The sequence below is a fragment of the Pseudomonas sp. Tri1 genome, from assembly GCF_017968885.1.
Lineage (GTDB): Bacteria > Pseudomonadota > Gammaproteobacteria > Pseudomonadales > Pseudomonadaceae > Aquipseudomonas.
Genome location: NZ_CP072913.1, coordinates 1,837,594 through 1,860,009 on the forward strand (window position 1 = coordinate 1,837,594; position 22,416 = coordinate 1,860,009).

General features: G+C 62.1%; 22 protein-coding genes. 16 read left to right on the top strand and 6 right to left on the bottom strand.

Annotated features, from left to right (window positions below; all coding sequences use genetic code 11):
- Positions 1 to 24 precede the first annotated feature (24 nt).
- From ccmA to J9870_RS08215, 12 genes are all read left to right on the top strand, one after another.
- The gene (gene ccmA / locus J9870_RS08160; protein ID WP_210643449.1) at positions 25 to 660 is read left to right on the top strand and encodes a cytochrome c biogenesis heme-transporting ATPase CcmA; all 636 of its coding nucleotides are present in this window, start codon (positions 25 to 27) and stop codon (positions 658 to 660) included.
- Positions 657 to 1,325, top strand: a complete 669-nt coding sequence (ccmB, locus tag J9870_RS08165) for a heme exporter protein CcmB (protein ID WP_024778686.1) — start codon at positions 657 to 659, stop codon at positions 1,323 to 1,325. Before ccmA ends, ccmB begins: the two co-directional genes overlap by 4 nt.
- Before the next feature lie 94 nt (positions 1,326 to 1,419).
- A complete protein-coding gene (locus tag J9870_RS08170; RefSeq protein WP_210643450.1) occupies positions 1,420 to 2,175 on the top strand; it encodes a heme ABC transporter permease in 756 nt (251 codons plus the stop codon).
- On the top strand, positions 2,172 to 2,348 hold the full coding sequence (gene ccmD, locus J9870_RS08175; protein ID WP_025212528.1) for a heme exporter protein CcmD: 177 nt from the start codon (positions 2,172 to 2,174) through the stop codon (positions 2,346 to 2,348). Before J9870_RS08170 ends, ccmD begins: the two co-directional genes overlap by 4 nt.
- Entirely contained in the window at positions 2,345 to 2,800 is a 456-nt protein-coding gene (gene ccmE, locus J9870_RS08180) for a cytochrome c maturation protein CcmE (protein WP_024778689.1), read from the top strand. Before ccmD ends, ccmE begins: the two co-directional genes overlap by 4 nt.
- Before the next feature lie 3 nt (positions 2,801 to 2,803).
- Positions 2,804 to 4,792: a heme lyase CcmF/NrfE family subunit gene (locus tag J9870_RS08185; RefSeq protein ID WP_210643451.1), complete on the top strand. Its 1,989-nt coding sequence runs from the start codon at positions 2,804 to 2,806 to the stop codon at positions 4,790 to 4,792.
- Complete coding sequence (locus tag J9870_RS08190) at positions 4,789 to 5,325, top strand: DsbE family thiol:disulfide interchange protein (RefSeq protein WP_210643452.1); 537 nt, start codon at positions 4,789 to 4,791, stop codon at positions 5,323 to 5,325. The genes J9870_RS08185 and J9870_RS08190 overlap by 4 nt, the downstream gene beginning before the upstream one ends.
- Positions 5,322 to 5,795 carry a cytochrome c-type biogenesis protein gene (locus J9870_RS08195; protein ID WP_210643453.1) on the top strand — a complete coding sequence of 158 codons (474 nt, stop codon included), beginning with the start codon at positions 5,322 to 5,324 and terminating at the stop codon, positions 5,793 to 5,795. Before J9870_RS08190 ends, J9870_RS08195 begins: the two co-directional genes overlap by 4 nt.
- Positions 5,788 to 6,990 carry a c-type cytochrome biogenesis protein CcmI gene (gene ccmI, locus J9870_RS08200; RefSeq protein ID WP_210643454.1) on the top strand — a complete coding sequence of 401 codons (1,203 nt, stop codon included), beginning with the start codon at positions 5,788 to 5,790 and terminating at the stop codon, positions 6,988 to 6,990. The genes J9870_RS08195 and ccmI overlap by 8 nt, the downstream gene beginning before the upstream one ends.
- A gap of 14 nt (positions 6,991 to 7,004) precedes the next feature.
- A complete protein-coding gene (locus tag J9870_RS08205) occupies positions 7,005 to 7,412 on the top strand; it encodes a hypothetical protein (RefSeq protein ID WP_210643455.1) in 408 nt (135 codons plus the stop codon).
- Positions 7,413 to 7,602: 190 nt separating this feature from the next.
- Positions 7,603 to 8,478, top strand: a complete 876-nt coding sequence (gene speE, locus J9870_RS08210; protein WP_210643456.1) for a polyamine aminopropyltransferase — start codon at positions 7,603 to 7,605, stop codon at positions 8,476 to 8,478.
- 383 nt (positions 8,479 to 8,861) lie between these two features.
- Positions 8,862 to 10,955, top strand: a complete 2,094-nt coding sequence (locus J9870_RS08215) for an LTA synthase family protein (RefSeq protein WP_210643457.1) — start codon at positions 8,862 to 8,864, stop codon at positions 10,953 to 10,955.
- A 62-nt stretch (positions 10,956 to 11,017) separates the two neighbouring features.
- Here the strand turns inward: J9870_RS08215 and J9870_RS08220 are convergent, their stop codons facing one another.
- Positions 11,018 to 11,170 carry a DUF3309 family protein gene (locus J9870_RS08220; protein ID WP_003183939.1) on the bottom strand — a complete coding sequence of 51 codons (153 nt, stop codon included), beginning with the start codon at positions 11,168 to 11,170 and terminating at the stop codon, positions 11,018 to 11,020.
- Positions 11,171 to 11,550: 380 nt separating this feature from the next.
- On the opposite strand from J9870_RS08220, the gene J9870_RS08225 reads away from it, so the two are divergent.
- From J9870_RS08225 to csrA, 3 genes are all read left to right on the top strand, one after another.
- Entirely contained in the window at positions 11,551 to 12,366 is an 816-nt protein-coding gene (locus J9870_RS08225) for an SDR family oxidoreductase (RefSeq protein ID WP_210643458.1), read from the top strand.
- A 57-nt stretch (positions 12,367 to 12,423) separates the two neighbouring features.
- On the top strand, positions 12,424 to 12,756 hold the full coding sequence (locus J9870_RS08230) for a YnfA family protein (protein ID WP_210643459.1): 333 nt from the start codon (positions 12,424 to 12,426) through the stop codon (positions 12,754 to 12,756).
- 148 nt (positions 12,757 to 12,904) lie between these two features.
- Positions 12,905 to 13,105: a carbon storage regulator CsrA gene (gene csrA / locus J9870_RS08235; RefSeq protein WP_210643460.1), complete on the top strand. Its 201-nt coding sequence runs from the start codon at positions 12,905 to 12,907 to the stop codon at positions 13,103 to 13,105.
- Here csrA and J9870_RS08240 read toward each other — a convergent pair.
- The 5 genes from J9870_RS08240 to mnmC all read right to left on the bottom strand — a co-directional run bounded on the left by J9870_RS08240 (position 13,094) and on the right by mnmC (position 20,674).
- Entirely contained in the window at positions 13,094 to 13,321 is a 228-nt protein-coding gene (locus J9870_RS08240; RefSeq protein ID WP_003199186.1) for a YheU family protein, read from the bottom strand. The genes csrA and J9870_RS08240 overlap by 12 nt on opposite strands.
- Positions 13,322 to 13,553: 232 nt before the next feature.
- Positions 13,554 to 14,741, bottom strand: a complete 1,188-nt coding sequence (locus J9870_RS08245; protein WP_210645149.1) for an osmoprotectant NAGGN system M42 family peptidase — start codon at positions 14,739 to 14,741, stop codon at positions 13,554 to 13,556.
- 141 nt (positions 14,742 to 14,882) lie between these two features.
- Positions 14,883 to 16,628: an N-acetylglutaminylglutamine synthetase gene (gene ngg / locus J9870_RS08250; RefSeq protein ID WP_210643461.1), complete on the bottom strand. Its 1,746-nt coding sequence runs from the start codon at positions 16,626 to 16,628 to the stop codon at positions 14,883 to 14,885.
- Positions 16,629 to 16,631: 3 nt separating this feature from the next.
- Positions 16,632 to 18,404, bottom strand: coding sequence for an N-acetylglutaminylglutamine amidotransferase (locus tag J9870_RS08255; protein WP_210643462.1), 1,773 nt, complete (start codon positions 18,402 to 18,404; stop codon positions 16,632 to 16,634).
- A gap of 287 nt (positions 18,405 to 18,691) precedes the next feature.
- Positions 18,692 to 20,674, bottom strand: coding sequence for a bifunctional tRNA (5-methylaminomethyl-2-thiouridine)(34)-methyltransferase MnmD/FAD-dependent 5-carboxymethylaminomethyl-2-thiouridine(34) oxidoreductase MnmC (gene mnmC / locus J9870_RS08260; protein WP_210643463.1), 1,983 nt, complete (start codon positions 20,672 to 20,674; stop codon positions 18,692 to 18,694).
- Between the two features lie 151 nt (positions 20,675 to 20,825).
- On the opposite strand from mnmC, the gene pap reads away from it, so the two are divergent.
- Positions 20,826 to 22,355: a polyphosphate:AMP phosphotransferase gene (gene pap / locus J9870_RS08265; RefSeq protein ID WP_210643464.1), complete on the top strand. Its 1,530-nt coding sequence runs from the start codon at positions 20,826 to 20,828 to the stop codon at positions 22,353 to 22,355.
- Positions 22,356 to 22,416 lie beyond the last annotated feature (61 nt).

Here is a 22,416-nt window from a genome sequence, read left to right on the forward strand (position 1 = left end):
GAACCGTATAAGGCCCGCGATCCCTTGACCAGTCCTCTTTTGCAAACCGTCGACCTCGCCTGTGAGCGAGACTTGCGGCTGCTTTTCGAACACCTCGAATTGAGACTCTCCAATGGCGATATGGTGCAGGTCAGCGGCCCCAACGGCAGTGGCAAGACCAGCCTGTTGCGCCTGCTGGCCGGGTTGATGCAACCGACCGCCGGCCAAGTGTTGCTCAACGGCCAGCCCTTGCAGAGCCAGCGCAGCGAACTAGCCCGCAACCTGCTGTGGATCGGCCATGCCGCCGGGATCAAGGATTTGCTGACCCCCGAAGAGAACCTCAGTTGGCTCTGTGCGCTGCACCGGCCGGCCGGGCGCGAGGCGATCTGGCAAGCGTTGGCGACCGTGGGGTTGCGCGGTTTCGAAGACGTACCGTGCCATACCCTGTCCGCCGGCCAGCAGCGCCGTGTGGCCCTGGCCCGGCTGTACCTGGACAGCCCGCCGCTGTGGATTCTCGATGAACCGTTCACTGCCCTCGACAAGCAGGGCGTGGCTCAACTGGAAGAACACTTGGCCCGTCACTGCGAAAAGGGCGGTATGGTGCTGCTGACTACCCACCACACCCTGGCCCGGATGCCGTCCGGTTATCGCAACATTGATCTGGGGAACTGGGCCGTATGAGTGTGTTTGGCCTGTTGCTTGCCCGCGAGGCGCGCTTGTTGTTCCGCCGCCCGGCCGAATTGGCCAATCCGCTGGTGTTCTTTGCGATCGTCATCGCGTTGTTCCCGCTGGCGGTCGGTCCGGAGACTCAATTGTTGCAAACCTTGTCGCCGGGGTTGGTCTGGGTGGCGGCGCTTTTATCGGTCCTGCTCTCGCTGGACGGGCTTTTCCGCAGTGATTTCGAAGACGGTTCCCTGGAACAGTGGGTCCTTTCGTCGCACCCCCTGGCCCTTCTGGTTTTGGCCAAGGTACTGGCACACTGGGTTTTTTCTGGTCTGGCACTGGTATTGCTCTCGCCACTGCTGGCGATGATGCTGGGCTTGCCCGCCGCGTGCATGCCAGTGCTGCTAGTGTCGCTGCTGCTTGGCACCCCGGTGCTGAGCCTGCTCGGTGCGGTGGGGGCGGCATTGACGGTGGGACTCAAGCGCGGTGGCCTGTTGCTGGCCCTGCTGATTTTGCCGTTGTACATCCCGGTGCTGATCCTCGGCAGTGGCGCCTTGCAGGCAGCACTGCAAGGCATGCCGGCAATCGGTTATCTGCTGTGGCTTGGGAGCCTGACCGCCCTGGCGATAACCCTGACACCCTTTGCAATAGCCGCTGGCCTGAAAATCAGCGTCGGCGAATAATAATGAGGCCTGGTCAAGAACTGACCACTTCCTTGGAAGTCAAGGCCGCCCCGGCGGTTCGCGATGGCGAGCCGCAACCGTGATGGAAATTGCAATGAACTGGACCTGGTTTCATAAGCTCGGCTCACCCAAGTGGTTCTACGGCATCAGCGGCAAACTGCTGCCCTGGTTGAGCATCGCTGCACTGCTGCTGATTGGCGCCGGCGTGGTCTGGGGCCTGGCCTTCGCCCCGCCGGACTACCAGCAAGGCAACAGCTTCCGCATTATCTATATCCACGTGCCCACGGCGATGCTGGCTCAGTCCGTCTACGTGATGCTGGCGGTGTGTGGCGTGGTCGGGCTGGTGTGGAAAATGAAACTGGCCGATGTGGCCCTGCAATGCGCCGCCCCTATCGGCGCCTGGATGACCGCCGTGGCGCTGGTCACCGGCGCGATCTGGGGCAAGCCGACCTGGGGCTCGTGGTGGGTCTGGGATGCCCGACTGACGTCGATGCTGATCCTGCTGTTCCTGTACTTCGGTCTTATTGCGCTGGGCAACGCCATCAGTAATCGTGACAGCGCCGCCAAGGCCTGCGCGGTGTTGGCGATTGTCGGCGTGATCAACATCCCGATCATCAAGTACTCGGTGCAATGGTGGAACACCCTGCACCAGGGCGCGACCTTCACCCTCACCGAAAAACCGGCGATGCCCGCTGAAATGTGGCTGCCGCTGTTGCTTACTGTATTGGGTTTCTACTGTTTCTTCGGCGCGGTGCTGTTGCTGCGCATGCGTCTGGAAGTGCTCAAGCGCGAATCCCGGGCCAGCTGGGTGAAGGCCGAAGTACAGAACAGCCTGGAGGCCGCTCGATGAGTTTCGCTTCATTCGGCGATTTCCTCGCCATGGGTCATCATGGCCTGTATGTCTGGTCAGCCTATGGCATTTGCCTGGCCGTGCTGGCCCTCAACGTGGCGGTGCCGATCGTGGCCCGCAAGCGGTATCTGCAACAAGAGGCGCGTCGTCTGCGCCGGGAGAACGGTCAGTGAATCCGCTGCGCAAAAAACGTCTTGTCATCATTCTTGCGATCCTGGTGGGGGTCGGAGCCGCGGTCGGCCTGGCCTTGAGCGCCCTGCAGCAGAACATCAACCTGTTTTATACCCCGACCCAGATCGCCAACGGCGAAGCGCCCAAGGACACCCGTATTCGTGCCGGTGGCATGGTGGAGAAGGGCTCGCTGGTGCGCTCCGGGGATTCGCTGGACGTGAAGTTCAACGTCACCGATTTCAACAAGACCGTGACCATCACCTACCGCGGCATCCTGCCGGACCTGTTTCGCGAAGGGCAGGGCATCGTCGCCCTGGGCAAGCTCAATGCCGATGGTGTGGTGGTGGCCGATGAAGTGTTGGCCAAGCACGACGAAAAATACATGCCGCCGGAAGTGACCAAGGCCCTGAAAGACAGCGGTCAGTCGGCGCCCGCTCCCGTGAAGGAGGGTTGATCGATGGCTGCTGGTATCTTTATTCCCGAGTTGGGCCACCTGGCGATGATCCTGGCGCTGTGCTTTGCCCTGGTACAGGCGGTGGTGCCGTTGTTCGGCGCCTGGCGCGGCGACCGTTTGTGGATGAGCCTGGCCCAGCCAGCGGCGTGGGGCCAGTTCGCCTTTATGCTGTTTGCCTTCGGCTGCCTGACCTATGCCTTCATGGCCGATGATTTTTCCGTGGCCTACGTTGCCAGCAACTCCAACAGCGCCTTGCCCTGGTACTACAAGTTCAGCGCAGTGTGGGGCGCTCACGAAGGCTCGCTGTTGCTCTGGGCCTTGATCCTCTCCGGCTGGACCTTTGCGGTCTCGGTGTTCTCCCGACAATTGCCCCAGGTGATGCTGGCCCGGGTGCTGGCGGTGATGGGCATGATCAGCAGCGGTTTCCTGCTGTTCCTGATCGTCACCTCCAACCCGTTCGAACGCATCCTGCCCCAGATGCCGACGGACGGCCGCGACCTCAACCCGTTGCTGCAGGACATCGGCCTGATCGTTCATCCACCGATGCTCTACATGGGCTATGTCGGCTTCTCCGTGGCCTTCGCCTTCGCCATCGCCGCGTTGCTCGGTGGCCGTCTCGATGCCGCGTGGGCACGCTGGTCGCGCCCGTGGACCATCGTCGCCTGGGCCTTCCTCGGCATTGGCATCACCCTCGGCTCATGGTGGGCCTACTACGAACTCGGCTGGGGCGGCTGGTGGTTCTGGGACCCGGTGGAAAACGCCTCGTTCATGCCCTGGCTGGTGGGCACTGCGCTGATTCACTCCCTGGCGGTCACGGAAAAGCGTGGCGTGTTCAAGAGCTGGACGGTGTTGTTGGCCATCGCCGCGTTCTCGTTGAGCCTGTTGGGGACTTTCCTGGTGCGCTCCGGCGTGCTCACGTCGGTACACGCCTTTGCCTCGGACCCCGAGCGCGGCGTGTTCATCCTGATGTTCCTGCTGTTCGTGGTTGGCGGCTCGTTGACGCTGTTCGCCGTGCGTGCGCCGGTGGTGAAGAGCCAGGTCGGCTTCAACCTCTGGTCCCGGGAAACCCTGTTGCTGGGCAACAACCTGGTGCTGGTGGTGGCCGCCTCGATGATCCTGCTCGGAACGCTGTATCCGCTGGTGCTCGATGCACTGTCCGGCGCCAAGCTGTCGGTGGGGCCGCCGTACTTCAATGCGCTGTTCATCCCGCTGATGGCGATCCTGATGGTGGTGATGGCCATTGGCGTATTGGTGCGCTGGAAAGACACTCCGGTCAAATGGCTGCTGGGCATGCTGACACCGGTATTGCTCGGCACGGCGGCCCTGGCCGTGGTGGCCGGGGTCGCTTATGGCGACTTCAACTGGGCGGTGCTGGCGACGTTCATGCTGGCTGCCTGGGTGTTGCTGGCGGGCGTGCGGGACATCTTCGACAAGACCCGGCACAAAGGCCTGATCAAGGGCTTGCCAACCCTGACCCGCAGTTATTGGGGCATGCAGGTCGCCCACCTGGGCATCGCCGTCTGCGCCCTGGGTGTGGTGCTGTCCAGCCAGAACAGCGCCGAGCGTGACCTGCGCCTGGCGCCGGGCGAGTCCATGGACCTGGCCGGCTATCAGTTCGTTTTCGAGGGCGCCAAACATTTCGAGGGGCCGAACTTCACCTCCGACAAAGGCACCGTGCGGGTCATTCGCGACGGTCGGGAAGTGAGCGTGCTGCACCCGGAAAAACGCCTGTACACCGTGCAGAATTCGGTGATGACCGAAGCCGGGATCGATGCCGGTTTCACCCGCGATCTCTACGTGGCGCTGGGCGAGTCCCTGGGCGATGGCGCGTGGGCGGTCCGGGTTCACGTCAAGCCGTTCGTGCGCTGGATCTGGTTCGGCGGCCTGCTGACCGGCCTGGGCGGGGTGTTGGCGGCGCTGGATCGGCGTTATCGAGTCAAGGTGAAAACCCGGGTGCGTGAGACCCTGGGCATGACGGGAGCCACTGCATGAAGCGTTGGTTGATGTTGGTACCGCTGGCGCTGTTTCTGTTGATGGCAGTGTTTTTGTTCCGAGGGCTTTACCTGAACCCGACTGAGTTGCCCTCGGCGATGATCGGCAAGCCGTTCCCGGAGTTTTCCCTGCCTTCGGTGCAGGGCGACAAGAACCTGACCCGGGCTGACCTGCTGGGTAAGCCGGCGCTGGTCAACGTGTGGGGCACCTGGTGCATTTCCTGCCGGGTCGAGCACCCGGTGCTGAATAAACTGGCCCAGAACGGGGTGGTGATCTACGGCGTCAATTACAAGGACGTCAACGCCGATGCCTTGAAGTGGCTCGCCGAGTTCCACAACCCGTACCAACTGGACATTCGCGACGAAGAGGGCTCCCTGGGCTTGAACCTGGGGGTCTACGGGGCGCCGGAAACGTTCTTCATCGACGCCAAGGGCATCATCCGTGACAAGTTCGTCGGTGTGATCGACGAGCAGGTCTGGCGCGAGAAACTGGCCGCCAAGTACCAGGCCCTGGTGGACGAGGCCAAGCCATGAAGCGCTGGTTAGCTGCCGCCATCCTCGGGTTGAGCCTGGTCGGTGTGGCTCATGCCGCCATCGACACCTACGAATTTGCCAACGACGGCGAGCGCGAGCGGTTTCGCGAACTGACCAAGGAGCTGCGCTGCCCCAAGTGCCAGAACCAGGACATCGCCGACTCCAACGCACCGATTGCCGCCGACCTGCGCAAGGAAATCTTCCGCATGCTCGGCGAGGGCAAGGATAACCAGCAGATCATCGATTTCATGGTGGATCGCTACGGTGAGTTCGTGCGCTACAACCCGGCCCTGTCTTCCAGGACCGCGCTGCTCTGGTTCGGCCCCGCCGGGCTGTTGCTCGGTGGTTTTGTCGTCATCGCGCTGATCGTGCGCCGCCGCCGGGTCCAGCGCACAGCTGCCCCGGACACGCTTTCTGTCGAAGAGCGCCAGCGCCTCGACCAACTGTTGGATAAAACCAAGCATGATTGATTTTTGGCTCGCCGCAGGTCTGCTGCTTCTGATTGCCCTGAGTTTTCTGTTGATCCCTGTACTGCGCGGTCGCCGTGCCCAGCTGGAGGAGGACCGTACCGCGCTGAACGTGGCGCTGTACCAGGAACGTGTCGCCGAGTTGCAGGCCGAGCAAGAGGAGGGCGTGCTCAATGCGGCGCAACTGGACACCGGTCGCGCCGAAGCCGCCCGTGAGCTGCTGGCTGACACTGAGGGTGCCGATGCGCCTCGGGAGTCGCGGTTGGGCAAGCCGTTGCCGTTGCTCGCCGCTGTGCTGGTGCCGCTGTTGGGCTTGGGGCTGTACCTGCATTTTGGCGCCAGCGACAAGGTCGAGCTGACCCGCGAATTCGCCCAGGCACCGCAGTCGATGGAAGAAATGACCCTGCGTCTGGAACGCGCGGTGGCCGCGCAACCGGACTCCGCCGAGGGCTTGTATTTCCTCGGCCGTACCTACATGGCCCAGGATCGGCCGGCGGATGCGGCGAAGATCTTCGAGCGCACCGTGGCGCTGGCCGGACGGCAACCCGAGCTGCTCGGGCAATGGGCCCAGGCGCAATATTTTGCCGACGGCAAGAAATGGTCGGACAAGGTCCAGGCCTTGACCGATGAAGCGCTGAAACTCGATCCCAAGGAGGTCACCAGCCTTGGTCTGCTGGGTATCGCCGCGTTCGAAGGCGAGCGCTATCAGGAGGCGATCGATTACTGGGGGCGTCTGCTGGTGCAACTGCCGGAGGGCGACAAGTCCCGTGAGGCGCTGCAGGGCGGTATCACCCGCGCCACCGAGAAGCTGCAGGCCAGTGGCGGCAAGGTCGTCCAGGCCCCGGTGGCCAAGGCTGCGGCCTTGCTCAAGGTGCGTGTCGACCTGGCCCCGGCGCTCAAGGCCAAGGTGCAGCCGGGCGACAGCGTGTTCATCTTCGCCCGCGCGGCTTCCGGTCCGCCGGCGCCGCTGGCGGCCAAGCGCATGACCGTCGCCGATCTGCCCGCCACAGTGGAGTTGGGCGACGCGGACGCGATGATGCCGCAGCTGAAACTGTCGAACTTCCCTGAAGTCCAACTGGTGGCGCGCATCTCGCGGGCCGGTCAACCGACCGCCGGCGAGTGGATTGGCCGTAGCCAACCCCTGGCGAGCAGCACCACGGCGCAGCAACAACTGACCATCGACAGCCCGGACAAATAACAGGAATTCGCCCCATGACCGCCATCGCTCGTATCACCTTGCTCACGCTCGTTTTGGGCTTGAGCGCTTGTGCGGTCCAGCGCCCGCCAGAGCCTTCGGCACCGCTGCCACCCATTGCGCCTTCGACCCCGACCACCAAGCCGGGGCCGTCGACACCACCGGGCAAGCCTGTTACTCCGAACAAACCGGCCAAACCGCTGCCCCGCACCTCCGCCAGCTTCGCTCCGCCGCCGGGAGGCAACAGCCATTGGGATGCCAAGCTGGGAGTCTATGTTCTGGATAATCAGACCAATACCTTCTATCGCCAGCGCACCTATTACCGTTGGAACAACGGCTGGAGCCGCTCCGTCAGCCCGAACGGCCCGTGGGAAGAAACCACCATCGAAGGCGTACCGTCGGGGTTGGGGCGTCAATTCCACTAGGGATTGGCAATTGCCCCGTGGCGAAAGAGCAAGCTCCCTCGTCACAGAGGCTTGTTTGAACCGAGGGTAGGGGGGCGGTGTTTGAGCGAGCAGGGGCCTTCAAGGTTCGACCTGTCATGTTCATCGTCGTAGAATGCGCGCCTTTGCGAGCCTTCATCGGCCAACCGCGTATTTATCGGAGCACCTGACCATGACGACTACCCCGACCGGCGACTACCTGGAAACCCTCTACGAAGGCTACGGCCAGCGTTTTCGGATGGACAAGCTGCTACACGAAGTGCGCACCGAGCACCAGCATCTGGTGATCTTCGAGAACCCGCGCATGGGCCGGGTGATGGCGCTGGACGGTGTGATCCAGACCACCGAAGCCGACGAATTCATCTACCACGAGATGCTGACCCATGTGCCGATCCTCGCCCACGGCGCGGCCAAGCGCGTGCTGATCATCGGTGGCGGCGACGGCGGTATGTTGCGTGAGGTGACCAAGCACGTGGGTGTCGAGCACATCACCATGGTGGAAATCGACGGCACCGTGGTGGATATGTGCAAGGAATTCCTGCCCAACCATTCCAAGGGTGCCTACGACGACCCGCGCTTGAACCTGGTGATCGACGACGGCATGCGTTTCGTCTCCACTACCCAGGAAAAATTCGACGTCATCATTTCCGACTCCACCGACCCGATTGGCCCGGGTGAAGTGCTGTTCTCGGAGAACTTCTACCAGGCGTGCCATCGCTGCCTGAACGATGGCGGCATCCTGGTGACCCAGAACGGTACGCCGTTCATGCAACTGGGCGAAGTTCAGACCACTGCCGGCCGCCTGCGTGGCCTGTTTGCCGACTGGCATTTCTACCAGGCTGCCGTGCCGACCTACATCGGCGGCGCCATGACCTTCGCCTGGGGCTCGACCGACACGGCCTATCGCAAGCTGTCCCGCGAGACCCTGCGCGAGCGCTTCATTGGCAGCGGTATCGTCACCCGTTACTACAACCCCGAAGTTCACATCGGTGCCTTCGCTATGCCGCAATACGTATTGCAGGCGATCAACAAGCCGAGTAACGACTGAATCAAAGCATCACCTGTGGCGAGGGAATTTATCCCCTCTGGGCTGCGAAGCAGCCCTAAAGCAGCGACCCAATGGCGCTGGTACACCGCGCTGTCGGATTCAAGACCGCTACGCGCTCCAGCGGGGATAAATCCCCTCGCCACAACCGTTCCCGCTTGAATGAGTAGGGGCTTTTGTGTTTCCAGATGTTCATTGCACAAAATTTTCACAAAATCTTGCGGACAATCTCCCGCGCTTTATCGCCGTCGGTTATTTAATGGCAATGCCTTAGCCGTTCGTGCAACATTTGCGCACTCGCGCAAGCCCCGGGGCCAGGCATTGGTCGACAGAGGGCGCGCCGTTGTTCTTTTTGTCACTTCAACTCCAATAGGTCCTCAATCGACATGGCAATTCCGGACGCCCTGAGTCAGCAGCGCACCACGCATCGCCTGCTGCAACCGACCGTCAAATCGCACCTGGCCTACACGTTGCTTTGTGCCTTGGTGATGATGGTCATGTTCAGCCTGCTGCGCGTGGCGCTGCTGGTTTATAACCGCGAGATGATTCTCGACACCCCGGCCTCGACCTTCGTTGAAGCGTTCATCAACGGCCTGCGGTTCGACCTGCGCCTGGTGGTCTACCTCTGTATCCCGTTGCTGCTGGCCCTGTTCAGTGCGCGGGCCATGGCGGCGCGTGGGTTCTTTCGTCTGTGGCTGACTGTCACCTCCAGCATCGCGCTGTTCCTGGGCCTGATGGAGATGGACTTCTACCGTGAATTCCACCAGCGCCTCAACGGCCTGGTCTTCCAGTATGTGAAGGAAGATCCGAAAACCGTGATGAGCATGCTCTGGTACGGTTTTCCGGTAGTGCGTTACCTGCTGGCCTGGGTCGGCGGCACTCTCATCCTGAGCCTGGCGTTCAAGGGCGCCGACCGTGCGACTCGCCCTCGTGGGCCTTTCAGCGGCGGCAGCATCGGCACGCGCCAGATTGCCCCGTGGTACGCCCGGATCGTGGTGTTCGTCGTGTGCTTGCTGGTCGCCGTGACCGCCGCCCGTGGCACCCTGCGCCAGGGCCCACCCCTGCGCTGGGGTGATGTCTACACCACCGATTCGAACTTCGCCAACCAGTTGGGCCTCAATGGCACGCTGTCACTGGTGGCGGCGGCCAAGAGCCGGATGTCCGAAGACCGTGACAACATCTGGAAAGCCACTCTCGAGCAGCCCCTGGCACAACAGACCGTGCGCGACATGCTGGTGATGTCCGACGACAAACTGGTGGATACCCAGACGGCCGCCGTGCGCCGTGACTACACGCCGCCGGCCGACAAGACCCTGCCTATCAAGAATGTGGTCGTGATCCTCATGGAAAGCATGGCCGGTCACTCGGTGGGCGCCTTGGGCGCGCCGGGCAACATCACCCCTTACCTGGATAAACTGTCCAAGGAAGGCCTGTTGTTCGACCGTTTCTTCTCCAACGGCACCCACACCCACCAAGGCATGTTCGCCACCATGGCGTGCTTTCCGAACCTGCCGGGTTTCGAATACCTGATGCAGACCCCCGAAGGCAGCCACAAACTGTCGGGCCTGCCGCAACTGCTCAGCGCCCGTGACTACGACGACGTGTATGTCTACAACGGTGATTTCGCCTGGGACAACCAGTCAGGTTTCTTCAGCAGCCAGGGCATGACCACGTTCATCGGGCGTAATGACTTCGTCAACCCGGTGTTCTCCGATCCGACCTGGGGTGTGTCCGACCAGGATATGTTCGACCGCGGCCTGGTCGAGCTCAAGGCACGGGAAAACGGCAAGCCGTTCTATGCCTTGCTGCAAACCCTGTCCAACCACACGCCGTACGCACTGCCGACGCCGTTGCCGGTGGCGCCGGTCACCGACCGTGGCAGCCTGAACGAACATCTCACCGCCATGCGCTACGCCGACTGGGCGTTGGGCCAGTTCTTCGAGAAGGCCCGCAAGGAGCCTTACTTCAAGGAAACGCTGTTTGTCGTGGTCGGTGACCATGGTTTCGGCAATGAACGCCAGATTACCGAAATGGACCTGGGGCGTTTCAACGTTCCGATGCTGTTGATCGGCCCGGGCATCCAGGAGAAGTTTGGCCAGCGCAACCATACCGTGGGTACGCAGGTTGATATCGTTCCGACCATCATGGGCCGTATCGGCGGCCAGGTGCGTAACCAGTGCTGGGGCCGCGACCTGTTGAACCTGCCAGCGGGTGACACCGGTTTTGGTGTGATCAAGCCGTCGGGCAGCGAGCAGACGACGGCGATCATTCGTGACGACAAGATCCTGGTGTTGCCGAAGGAAAAGGAAATGCCGCCGAAGATGTACCGCTATGAATTGGGTGCCAACCCGCATGCGGAAATCATCCCGGATGCACCGGATACCGAGCAGATGAAATTGCAGCTCGAATCGTTCCTGCAGACCGCCACCAAAAGCCTGCTGGACAACACCGCCGGCGTGGTTGACGGCAAGCCGGACTGATTATCGGCGAGCGTAAAAAAAGAGGCCTGCAGAGGCCTCTTTTTTTATGCTTACTTAGTGGTTTATATCTTGCCCAGTAACAGCAGGACCAACAGCACCACCAACACTACACCGATGATACCGGACGGGCCGTAACCCCAACTTCTGGAGTGCGGGAAGACCGGGAGACCACCGATCAGCAGGAGGATCAGGATAATGATGAGTATTGTGCCCATTGTTGATTTCCTTATTGGTCAGTTCTGGAGTGATGCAACTTTCAACTACCAGCACGCATGCGTTAAATCCGGGCGGCTTATTAACTCCGACCTTGGCGTCCTATAAAAAATTCAAAGTTTTTTGTTGTCGTATGGCAGAGCATTTTTGCAGCCCAATACCCTGTGGCGAGGGGGTTTATCCCGGTAGGGTTGCGTAGCAACCCCAAGCCAGGGGCCGCTACGCAACCCACGGGGATAAACCCCCTCGCCACAGAGGCCGCGCTTCGATCAAAACCTATTACGGTTTGCCCCCGCCATTCAGCAATCTGATGGAGCGTGGGTCGCGTCAGGTCCTTCGCTACACTCGATCCATCTTTCCCGGAACAACAAGGCTGTTTGCTATGCAAAATCGCATGATGATCACCGGTGCCGGCTCTGGCCTGGGTCGCGAAATCGCGCTGCGCTGGGCCCGCGAAGGCTGGCGCCTGGCCTTGTCGGATGTCAGTGAGCCTGGCCTTCAGGAAACCCTCAGGTTGGTGCGCGCCGCTGGTGGCGAGGGCTTCGTCCAGCGTTGCGATGTGCGCGACTACAGCCAACTGACCGCGTTCGCCCAGGCCTGCGAAGAGAAGCTCGACGGCATCGACATCATCGTCAACAACGCTGGTGTGGCATCGGGCGGGTTCTTCAGCGAACTCTCCCTGGAAGATTGGGACTGGCAGATCGCGATCAACCTGATGGGCGTGGTCAAGGGCTGCAAGGCCTTCCTGCCGTTACTGGAAAAAAGCCGCGGCAAAATCATCAACATCGCCTCCATGGCGGCCCTGATGCAGGGGCCGGCCATGAGCAATTACAACGTGGCCAAGGCTGGGGTGGTGGCGTTGTCGGAAAGCCTGTTGATCGAACTGGCGCAGCAGGAGATCGGCGTGCATGTCGTCTGCCCTTCGTTCTTCCAGACCAATCTGCTGGATTCCTTCCGCGGCCCGACCCCGGCGATGAAGGCCCAAGTGGGCAAGTTACTGGAAAGCTCGCCGATCACCGCCGCCGACATTGCCGATTACATCTACCAGCAGGTCGCCGAGGGCCAGTTCATGATCCTGCCCCATGAGCAGGGCCGGATGGCCTGGGCCATCAAGCAGAAGAACCCGCAGTTGCTGTACGACGAAATGACCGTCATGGCCGACAAGATGCGCGCCAAGGCCCGTCAGAACCCGAGTTGACCTGAATGCCCGGTGTCCTCAGGATGGCGCGACCCAGCCCTCCTGAAGGACACCCTCATGCTCAATTACTTGTGGTTTTTTCTCGCCGCGCTGTTTGAAATCGCCGGCTGCTACGCCTTCTGGATGTGGCTGCGACAGGGCAAGAGTGCCTGGTGGATCGTGCCGGCACTACTGAGCCTCACGCTGTTCGCGCTATTGCTGACTCGCATCGAGGCGACCTACGCCGGCCGCGCCTACGCCGCCTATGGCGGTATCTACATCATTGCCTCGATTGGTTGGCTGGCCATGGTCGAGCGCGTGCGGCCGCTGGGGTCCGACTGGATCGGGGTGGCGCTCTGTGTACTGGGGGCGAGTGTGATTCTGTTCGGCCCACGGTTCTCGGCCTCTTGAAAGGAGCCGTTTGACCGAGTTTTGCAGGAAGTTTCCTTCAGTCGCCAGAGTCTTGATTGTAGGGGATTACTGAATTCCTGGGGGTGTCTTGAGAACAGGCAACAGGCCGGGCATGGTCAAGGTCCAGACAGTCTTAAGGATAAGAACCATGCTCGTACTCAGCCGCGCTGTGGGTGAATTGATTTCCATCGGTGACGATATTTCCGTTCGTGTGCTGTCGGTCAGTGGCAGCACCGTGCGGTTTGGCGTGGAGGCGCCACGGCACATCGATGTTCATCGCTCCGAAATCTACGAAAAAATCCAGAGAAAAAAGGCCCATGCCGCTCGCAAGGCGTGTTCAGTCGAATAGATGCTTGGGCACGTCGTGCTTGAGCATCAGTTGGCACTGTTCGCTCTCGGGGTCGAAGACGATCAGCGCCTGGCCTTTGGTCAACGCCTGCCTGACCCGCAATACACGGGTCTCCAGGGGGGTGTCGTCACCATTGTCGGTGCCGTCGCGGGTCACGAAGTCCTCGATCAGGCGAGTGAGTGTGTCGACTTCGAGTTGGTCGTGGGGAATCAGCATGGTGTACCTCGGCTAGACATTGTCGCGATGCTACGACCAATGGGCTTTTGCGGCTAGCCTGTGGTTTTTCGGTCATTGCCAATCCTTGTGGCAGTGGGCTTGCTCGCGAAAGCGGTGAGTCAGCTTGCACCAATGCTGAATGTGCCGTCGCCTTCGCGAGCAAGCTCGCTCCCACAATTGGATTGCGATACACCCGCGCGAGCCATGTTGTAAGCCGGAATCGCGAGCTGGCTCAGTTATCCGACCGCTGCCCGATCAGGCTGTCCACCGATGGCACGCGGGTATCGCTTTCCATCTGCGTGTCGTGTTCGATCTGGTGACTGAAACGGTCCAGCGAGCCCTGGGCCGGTTGCGCGTCGCTGGCGAACACCGGCGGGCTGAGGATGTAGGCGCCGAGCAGGCGGCTGAGGGCAGCCAGGCTGTCGATGTGGGTGCGTTCGTAGCCATGGGTGGCGTCGCAGCCAAAGGCGAGCAGGGCGGTGCGGATGTCGTGGCCGGCAGTGATGGCCGAATGGGCATCGCTGAAATAGTAGCGGAACAGGTCGCGGCGTGCCGGCAGGTCGTGCTCCTTGGCCAGTTTCAGCAAGTGCCGCGACAAGTGATAGTCGTACGGGCCACCGGAATCCTGCATGGCCACGCTGACCGCGTGTTCGCTTGAGTGTTGGCCGGGCGCGACCGGTGCGATGTCGATGCCAACGAACTCACTGACGTCCCAAGGTAGGGCCGCCGCCGCGCCGCTGCCGGTTTCCTCGGTGATGGTGAACAGTGGGTGACAGTCGATCAGCAGTTCTTCGCCACTGTCGATAATCGCCTTGAGCGCCGCCAGCAGCGCCGCGACCCCGGCCTTGTCGTCCAGGTGCCGGGCGCTGATATGGCCGCTCTCGGTGAATTCTGGCAGGGGATCGAAGGCCACGTAGTCGCCAATGCCCACACCCAGGGTTTCACAATCGGCGCGGGTGGTGCAGTAGGCGTCCAGGCGCAGTTCGATGTGATCCCAGCTGATGGGCATTTCATCCACCGCAGTGTTGAACGCGTGTCCGGATGCCATCAACGGCAGCACGCTCCCGCGAATGACTCCGGTATCGGTGAACAGGCTGACCCGGCTGCCCTCGGCAAACCGGCTGGACCAGCAACCCACCGGGGCCAGGGTCAGGCGACCGTTGTCCTTGATGGCTCGAACGGCTGCGCCAATGGTGTCCAAGTGGGCTGATACCGCCCGGTCGGGGCTGCTCTTGCGCCCCTTGAGGGTGGCGCGGATGGTGCCGCGGCGGGTCATTTCAAAAGGAATGCCCAGCTCTTCGAGCCGCTCGGCGACATAGCGCACGATGGTGTCGGTGAAGCCGGTCGGGCTGGGGATGGCGAGCATCTCCAGCAAGACCTTTTGCAGGTATTCGAGATTCGGTTCGGGAATTTTGCTGATCATGGAAACTCCTGATGGGTTGAGCGCATGCTCGTTCCCACGCTCTGCGTGGGAATGCAGCCGGTGACGCTCTGCGTCACCTGGACGCGGAGCGTCCCTTGAGGCGCTCCCACGCGGAGCGTGGGAGCGATCTGTAGAGGGCTAGGCCACCGCCTGGCTATGGGGAAACAACAAGTCCACAAAGCGTTCGGCGGTGGGTTGCGGTTCGTGATTGGCCAGGCCGGCACGTTCGTTGGCTTCGATGAACACGTATTCGGGCTGATCGGCCGCCGGCACCAGCAAGTCGAGGCCGACCATGGGGATGTCCAGCGCCCGTGCCGCTCGCACCGCTGCATCGACCAGGGTCGGATGAAGGATGCTTGTGACATCCTCCAGGACGCCGCCGGTATGAAGATTCGCCGTACGCCGTACGAACAGGTGCTTGCCCGCCGGTAGCACGCTGTCGTAGTCAAACCCCGCCGCGCCCAGCGTGCGCTGGGTCTCTGCGTCCATCGGGATTTTGCTTTCGCCCCCGGTAGCGGCTTGCCGTCGGCGGCTTTGGGCTTCGATCAGCGCGCCGATGGTGTGCTGGCCGTCGCCGATCACCTCCGCCGGACGCCGGATGGCGGCCGCCACCACCTCAAAGCCGATCACCAGGATCCGCAGGTCCAGACCCTCGTGAAAGCTTTCCAACAAGACCCGGCTGTCAAACTGCCGGGCCGCGTCGATGGCACTCTGCACTTCTTCGATCGTGCGCAGGTCCACCGCCACGCCTTGGCCTTGTTCACCGTCCAAGGGCTTGACCACCACCCGCTCGTGTTCATCGAGAAACGCCAGGTTATCGTCGGCATTGCCCGCCAATTGCTGGGCTGGCAGGTTCAGGCCAGCGTTTTTCAGCACCTTATGGGTCAGGCTTTTGTCCTGGCATAAAGTCATGCTGATAGCGCTGGTCAGGTCACTCAAGGATTCACGGCAACGCACCCGACGGCTGCCATGGACCAAGGTGAATAACCCGGCCTCGGCGTCGTCCACCTGCACTTCGATGCCTCGACGATGGGCTTCCTCGACGATGATTCGCGCGTAAGGATTGAACGGCGCCTCGGGGCCTGGCCCCAGGAACAGCGGTTGGTTAATGCCGTTCTTGCGCTTGATGGCGAAGGTCGACAGGTTGCGGAAACCGAGTTTGGCGTAGAGGTTTTTTGCCAGGCGGTTGTCATGCAGGACCGACAGGTCCAAGTAACTCAAGCCGCGGCTCATGAAGTGCTCGACGAGGTGGCGTACCAGTACTTCGCCAACACCCGGCCGTGAGCATTGTGGGTCCACGGCCAGGCACCAGAGGCTGCTGCCGTTTTCCGGATCGTTAAAGGCCTTTTGATGATTCAGGCCCATGACGCTGCCGATCACGGCGCCGCTGTCGTCGTCTTCGGCCAACCAGTAGACCGGGCCGCCTTCGTGACGCGGGGTCAAGCGTTTCGGGTCGATGGGCAGCATGCCCCGGGCCTGGTACAGCTGGTTGATGGCCTGCCAGTCGGCGTCACTTTGCGCCCGGCGAATCCGAAAGCCACGAAACACCCGCGTGGCCTGGCGATAGTCGCTGAACCACAGGCGCAAGGTGTCGGACGGATCGAGGAACAACTGCGCCGGTTCCAGCCCCAGCACCTGCTGGGGCGCGGCGACGTACAAGGCAATGTCGCGTTCGCCGGCTTGTTCGTTGAGCAGTTCCCGGGCCAGGCTTGCCGGGTCCGGGAAGGTGTGACCGATCAGCAATCGGCCCCAGCCGCAATGCACCGCGATCGGGTCGGCGCCCAATTCGCTGCCGTCTTCGGCCAGGCGCGCCTGCAGGCGTTCATAGGAGGGCGCCTGGCCACGCAAGAGGCGTTGGTTGTGAACGGTTGCATGAGGTTTCATCAATCAGATTCCTTGCTCGCTGAGCCACAGGTTCAGCGCTGCCAGTTGCCACAACCGCGAGCCACGCAACGGCGTGAGTTGGCCGTTGGGGTCGGTGAGCAAGCGGTCGAGCATGGCCGGGTTGAACAGACCGCGATCCTGGCTGGGATCGAGCAGCAGTTCACGGACCCAGGCCAGCGTGTTGCCTTCCAGGTGCTTGAGGCCAGGCACTGGGAAATAGCCCTTCTTGCGGTCGATCACCTCGCTGGGAATCACCCGCCGGGCGGCCTCCTTGAGGACTTGCTTGCCGCCGTCGGGCAGCTTGAATTTCGCCGGGACCCGCGCCGAGAGTTCCACCAGCCGGTAGTCGAGGAATGGCGTGCGCGCTTCCAGGCCCCAGGCCATGGTCATGTTGTCCACGCGTTTGACCGGGTCGTCCACCAGCATCACCGTGCTGTCCAGGCGCAAGGCCTTGTCCACCGCCGCATCGGCGCCAGGCTGGGCGAAATGCTCTTTGACGAAATCACCGGCGGCGTCGTTGGCCGTCAGCCATTTGGGCTGCACGGTGGCGGCATATTCTTCGTAGCTGCGATCAAAGAAGGCTGCGCGATAGGCCGCGTACGGATCGCTGGCGCCGTCCACTTGCGGGTACCAGTGGTAACCGGCGAACAACTCGTCGGCACCCTGGCCGCTTTGCACCACTTTGCAGTGCTTGGCCACTTCCCGGGACAACAGGTAGAAGGCGATGCAGTCGTGGCTGACCATCGGCTCGCTCATGGCACGAAATGCCGCGGGCAGTTGTTCGATGATCTCTTTTTCGTCGATGCGCAATTGGTGATGACGGGTGCCGTAGTGCTTGGCGATCAGGTCCGAATACTGGAACTCGTCACCGCGCTCGCCGCCGGCATCCTGGAAACCGATAGAGAAGGTCGACAGGTCTTCTACGCCGACTTCCCGCAGCAGGCCCACGAGCATGCTCGAGTCGACGCCGCCGGAAAGCAGCACGCCGACATCGACGGCGGCGCGCTGACGAATGGCGACCGCTTCGCGAGTGCTGTCGAGCACCCGGTCGATCCAGTCTTCCAGGTTCAGGTTCTGCTCATCGGCCCGGGGACCGTAGGGCAGGGTCCACCAGGTTTTCTGCTCGGTGCGGCCGTCGGCTTCGATGCGCATCCAGGTGGCCGGCGGCAGTTTTTCAACACCGGCCAGCAAGGTACGTGGGGCCGGGACTACCGCATGGAAATTCAGGTAATGATTGAGGGCCACCGGGTCGAGCATCGGGCTGATGTCACCGCCTTTGAGCAAGGCTGGCAATGCCGAGGCAAAACGCAGGCGCTGGCCGGTGCGCGACAGGTACAGCGGCTTGACGCCGAGGCGGTCGCGGGCGATGAACAGCCGTTTGGCATCGCGCTCCCAGATGGCGAAGGCGAACATGCCGTTGAGCTTGGGCAGCAACGCTTCGCCCCAGGCATGGTAGCCCTTGAGCAACACCTCGGTGTCGCCACCGGAATAAAAGGCATAGCCCAAGCCTTCGAGCTCGGCCCGCAGTTCCGGGTAGTTGTAGATCGCACCGTTGAAGGCCAGGGACAGGCCCAGTTGATTGTCGATCATCGGCTGGGCCGAACCGTCGGACAGGTCCATGATTTTCAGGCGCCGATGGCCCAGGGCAATCGGGCCCTGGCTATGAAAACCCCATGCGTCAGGGCCGCGAGGGGCCAGGTGATGGGTGATTCGCTCTACGGCCGCAAGGTCCGCAGGTTGTTGATCGAAACGTAACTCTCCAGCTAATCCGCACATAAGTCCTTACCGGTTTTTCCGTTGGGGAGGGGTCAAGCAGCACGCGCCGACATGGCGGGTACCCTGAAACTGACCGGGGGGATTGCTGTGAGTTTTAGATCGATGCGTTATAAGCCGATGGGTGGCGGCGTTTGGTCTGCCCCATCATCCCAGGGAGAACTTGTACCTAGTGTGGGAGCGAGCTTGCTCGCGATAGCAATGTGTCAGTCAATTCAGTGCTGGCTGAGCCACCGCCATCGCGAGCAAGCTCGCTCCCCCAGGTTTTTTTGGTGGGCCAGCGATCGGCGCTAGGCCTTGCCCCGAACCAACGCCCGCAACGCAAACCGATTCGGATGGCAGGCTTCGGCCACGCTGCGGGGCAGGGGCAGCGGCTCGTTGTCCAGCCAGGCGGCGATCAGTTCCCCCGACAGCGGTGCGCTGATCAGGCCCCGTGAGCCGTGGCCGCTGTTGACGTACAGGCCATCGAGCCACGGGCAGGGCTTGTCGGGTACCTGGCGAGCGTCCTTGCCCAGGGCCGAATACGCCTCGGTGAAGGCCTGGCGGTCAGCCAGCGGACCGACAATCGGCAGGTAGTCCGGGCTGGTGCAACGGAACGCCGCGCGACCTTCCAAGTGTTGCGGATCCAGGGTGCTGGCATTCAGGCGCTCCACCAGATCCAGGGAGATTTCTTCCAGCATCTGCAGGTTGCCGGCGTGTTCCGCAGCGGTAGGGGTCAGGTCGTCGCTCTTGAAGTCGAAACTGGCTCCCAGTGTGTGCTCGCCCTGCCTTGGCGGGGCGACGTAGCCTTCGGCGCAGACCACCGTCGCCAGGCTCTGGCTGCGGGCGGTCTGTGGCAGGCGGGTGATTTGCCCGCGAATGCGCTTGAGGGGCAAGTCGGCAGCGGGTTCGAAACGCTTGATCTCGGCGGCGCTGGCGAGAATTGCCACCGGCGCGCTGGCCAGGCAACGTTCGCCGTCCCAGGCCTGCCATTGGCCGTCGACTCGGCGCAATTGCAACACTTCATGATGGGGCTGCACGTCAATCGTCGGCCCCGAGGCCTGCCAGCGACACAATGCTGGCGGATGCACCCAGCCGCCTTCGGGATAGAACAAACCGCCACAGGCCAGGCCAATGCCGGAGCGTGCCTCGGCCTGTGGCTGATCGAGCGCATGCAGCAGATCCTGGGGAAACGCCTCGGCCAGTTGCGCCTGGCGCTCGGCTTCCTTGGCGTTGAAGGCCAGCTGCAAGACCCCGCAACCGTCCCAGTCAACGCCGCGTTGCAGATGTTCCAGAGCGCGCCGGGTGTAGCCGAAACCGCTGAGGATCATTTGCGACAACGCCGTGCCGTGGGCGGAAAGCTTGAGGTACAGCACGCCCTGCGGGTTGCCGGACGCTTCCTCGGCCAAGCCGGCATGACGTTCCAGCAGCGTCACCCGCCAGCCCCGGGCCGCCAGGCTGGCCGCGCTGGCACAACCGGCCAAGCCGCCGCCGATCACCAGCGCCCGACGCTCGCCGCTCTGCGCGGCAGGGCGGGCGTACCAGGGTTTTGCCGGAGTTGGCGCGGGTGTCTGCTCCGGCCAGCCGAGAAACACACCACGCAGGATTTCCCACTTATGACCGATACCCGGCGTGCGTTTCATCTTGAAGCCCGCTGCGTTCAACAACCGCCGTACCCAGCCGGTGCTGGTGAAGGTACTGAGGGTAGCGCCAGGCGCCGACAGCCGGGCCAACTCGGCGAACAGCTCGGCGGTCCACATGTCGGGGTTCTTTGCCGGCGCGAAACCGTCCAGGAACCAGGCGTCGACTTGCGCGTCCAGCTGCGGCAATTGTTCCAGGGCATCACCGATCAATAAGGTCAGTGTCACGCGCCCATTGGCCAATGCCAAGCGTTGGAAACCCTGGTGGATCGCGACATATTGCTCAAGCAATTGGTCGGCCTGACGTTTGAGTTGCGGCCACAAGACCAGGGCCCGGCGCAGATCTTCCAAGCTCAACGGATATTTCTCGACACTGACAAAATGCAGTCGGGCACCTGCCGGTGCGCACTGCTCGAACAGCTGCCAGGTGCAGAGGAAATTCAAGCCGGTGCCGAATCCGGTCTCGCCGATCACCAATCGCCCGTCATCCGGCAGCGCGGCAAAGCGCTCGGCCAGATTGTTCTGTTCAAGGAACACATAGCGGGTTTCGTCCAGGCCCGACTGGTCGGAAAAATACACGTCGTCGAACACCCGCGAACGCGGGCGACCCTGGTCATCCCAGTCGAGTTGGGCGTGGTGCTGGATGGGCGTCATGGCAGGCTCGGTGAAAACTGGAGGGCCATTCTAACGGATCGGTATCGGCTTGCTTGACCCATCGCAACAGAGCGTTGTTCTTGATGGAATCTGCTGCACCCGGCTGCCTCCAATCCGCTAGTCTTGCCCCAATCCCTGGAAGGAGCTGTTCATGTTCGAATCCGCTGAAATCGGTCACGCCATCGATAAAGAAACCTTTGAAGCCGAGGTGCCGGCCCTGCGTGAAGCGCTGCTCGAAGCTCAATTCGAGTTGCAGCAGCAGGGGCGTTTCCCGGTCATTGTGCTGATCAACGGTGTTGAAGGCGCGGGCAAGGGCGAGACGGTGAAGTTGCTCAACGAGTGGATGGACCCGCGGCTGATCGAAGTGCGCACCTTCGACCAGCAGACCGACGAGGAGCTGGCGCGACCTCCGGCCTGGCGTTATTGGCGGATGCTGCCGGCCAAGGGGCGCATGGGGATTTTCTTCGGCAATTGGTACAGCCAGATGCTGCAGGGGCGGGTCCACGGCGAGTTCAAGGACCCACGGCTCGACCAGGCGATCAATGCCGCCGAGCGCCTGGAGAAAATGCTCTGCGATGAAGGCGCGCTGATCTTCAAGTTCTGGTTCCACCTGTCCAAGAAACAGATGAAAGCCCGGCTCAAGGGGCTCAAGGACGATCCACTGCACAGCTGGCGCATCAGCCCGCTGGATTGGCAGCAATCCCAGACCTATGACAAGTTCGTCAAATACGGTGAGCGAGTGCTGCGTCGCACCAGTCGCGATTACGCACCGTGGCATGTGATCGAAGGCGTGGACAGCTGTTATCGCAACCTCGCGGTAGGAAGGATTCTGCTCGAAGGATTGCGCCAAGCCTTGGACCGGCCGAAGGTCAAATCGGAAAAAGTGAATGTGGCGCCGCTGCCGGCGCTGGACGATCAGGTGACGCTGATCGGTAGCCTGGACATGACGCTGCGCCTGGACAAGGCCGATTACGAAGAACAACTGATTACCGAGCAGGCGCGGTTCGCCGGTTTGCTGCGGGACAAGCGCATGCGTCGTCATGCCCTGGTGGCCGTCTTCGAAGGCAACGATGCGGCGGGCAAAGGCGGGGCGATCCGGCGAGTCGCGGCGGCCCTCGACCCACGGCAGTACAGCATCGTGCCGATTGCCGCGCCCACCGAAGAAGAGCGCGCCCACCCGTACATGTGGCGGTTCTGGCGGCATATCCCGGCGCGGGGCAAGTTCACCATGTTCGACCGCTCCTGGTATGGCCGGGTGTTGGTGGAGCGGGTCGAGGAGTTTTGCAGCCCGGCCGACTGGCTACGGGCCTACAGCGAAATCAACGACTTCGAGGAGCAGATCGCCGACGCTGGCGTGGTGGTGGTCAAGTTCTGGCTGGCCATCGACAAGGAGACTCAACTGGAGCGCTTCCAGGAACGCGAGGAAATTCCTTTCAAGCGCTTCAAGATCACCGAAGACGACTGGCGCAATCGGGACAAGTGGGACGCTTACCGGGCAGCGGTGTGCGACATGGTGGACCGCACCAGCACCGAGATTTCCCCGTGGACACTGGTGGAGGCCAACGACAAGCGCTGGGCGCGGGTCAAGGTGCTACGCACGCTGAACCAGGCACTGGAGGAGGCGTTCGAGCGCTCGGAAAAACAGGCTCGTCAGTCGAAGAAGGGCAGCATCAGGCGATGAGTGCGCATACGCGAGGTGAATGATTGTCGCGGTCGGTTATGCAGTGGATTTATGCTCGATT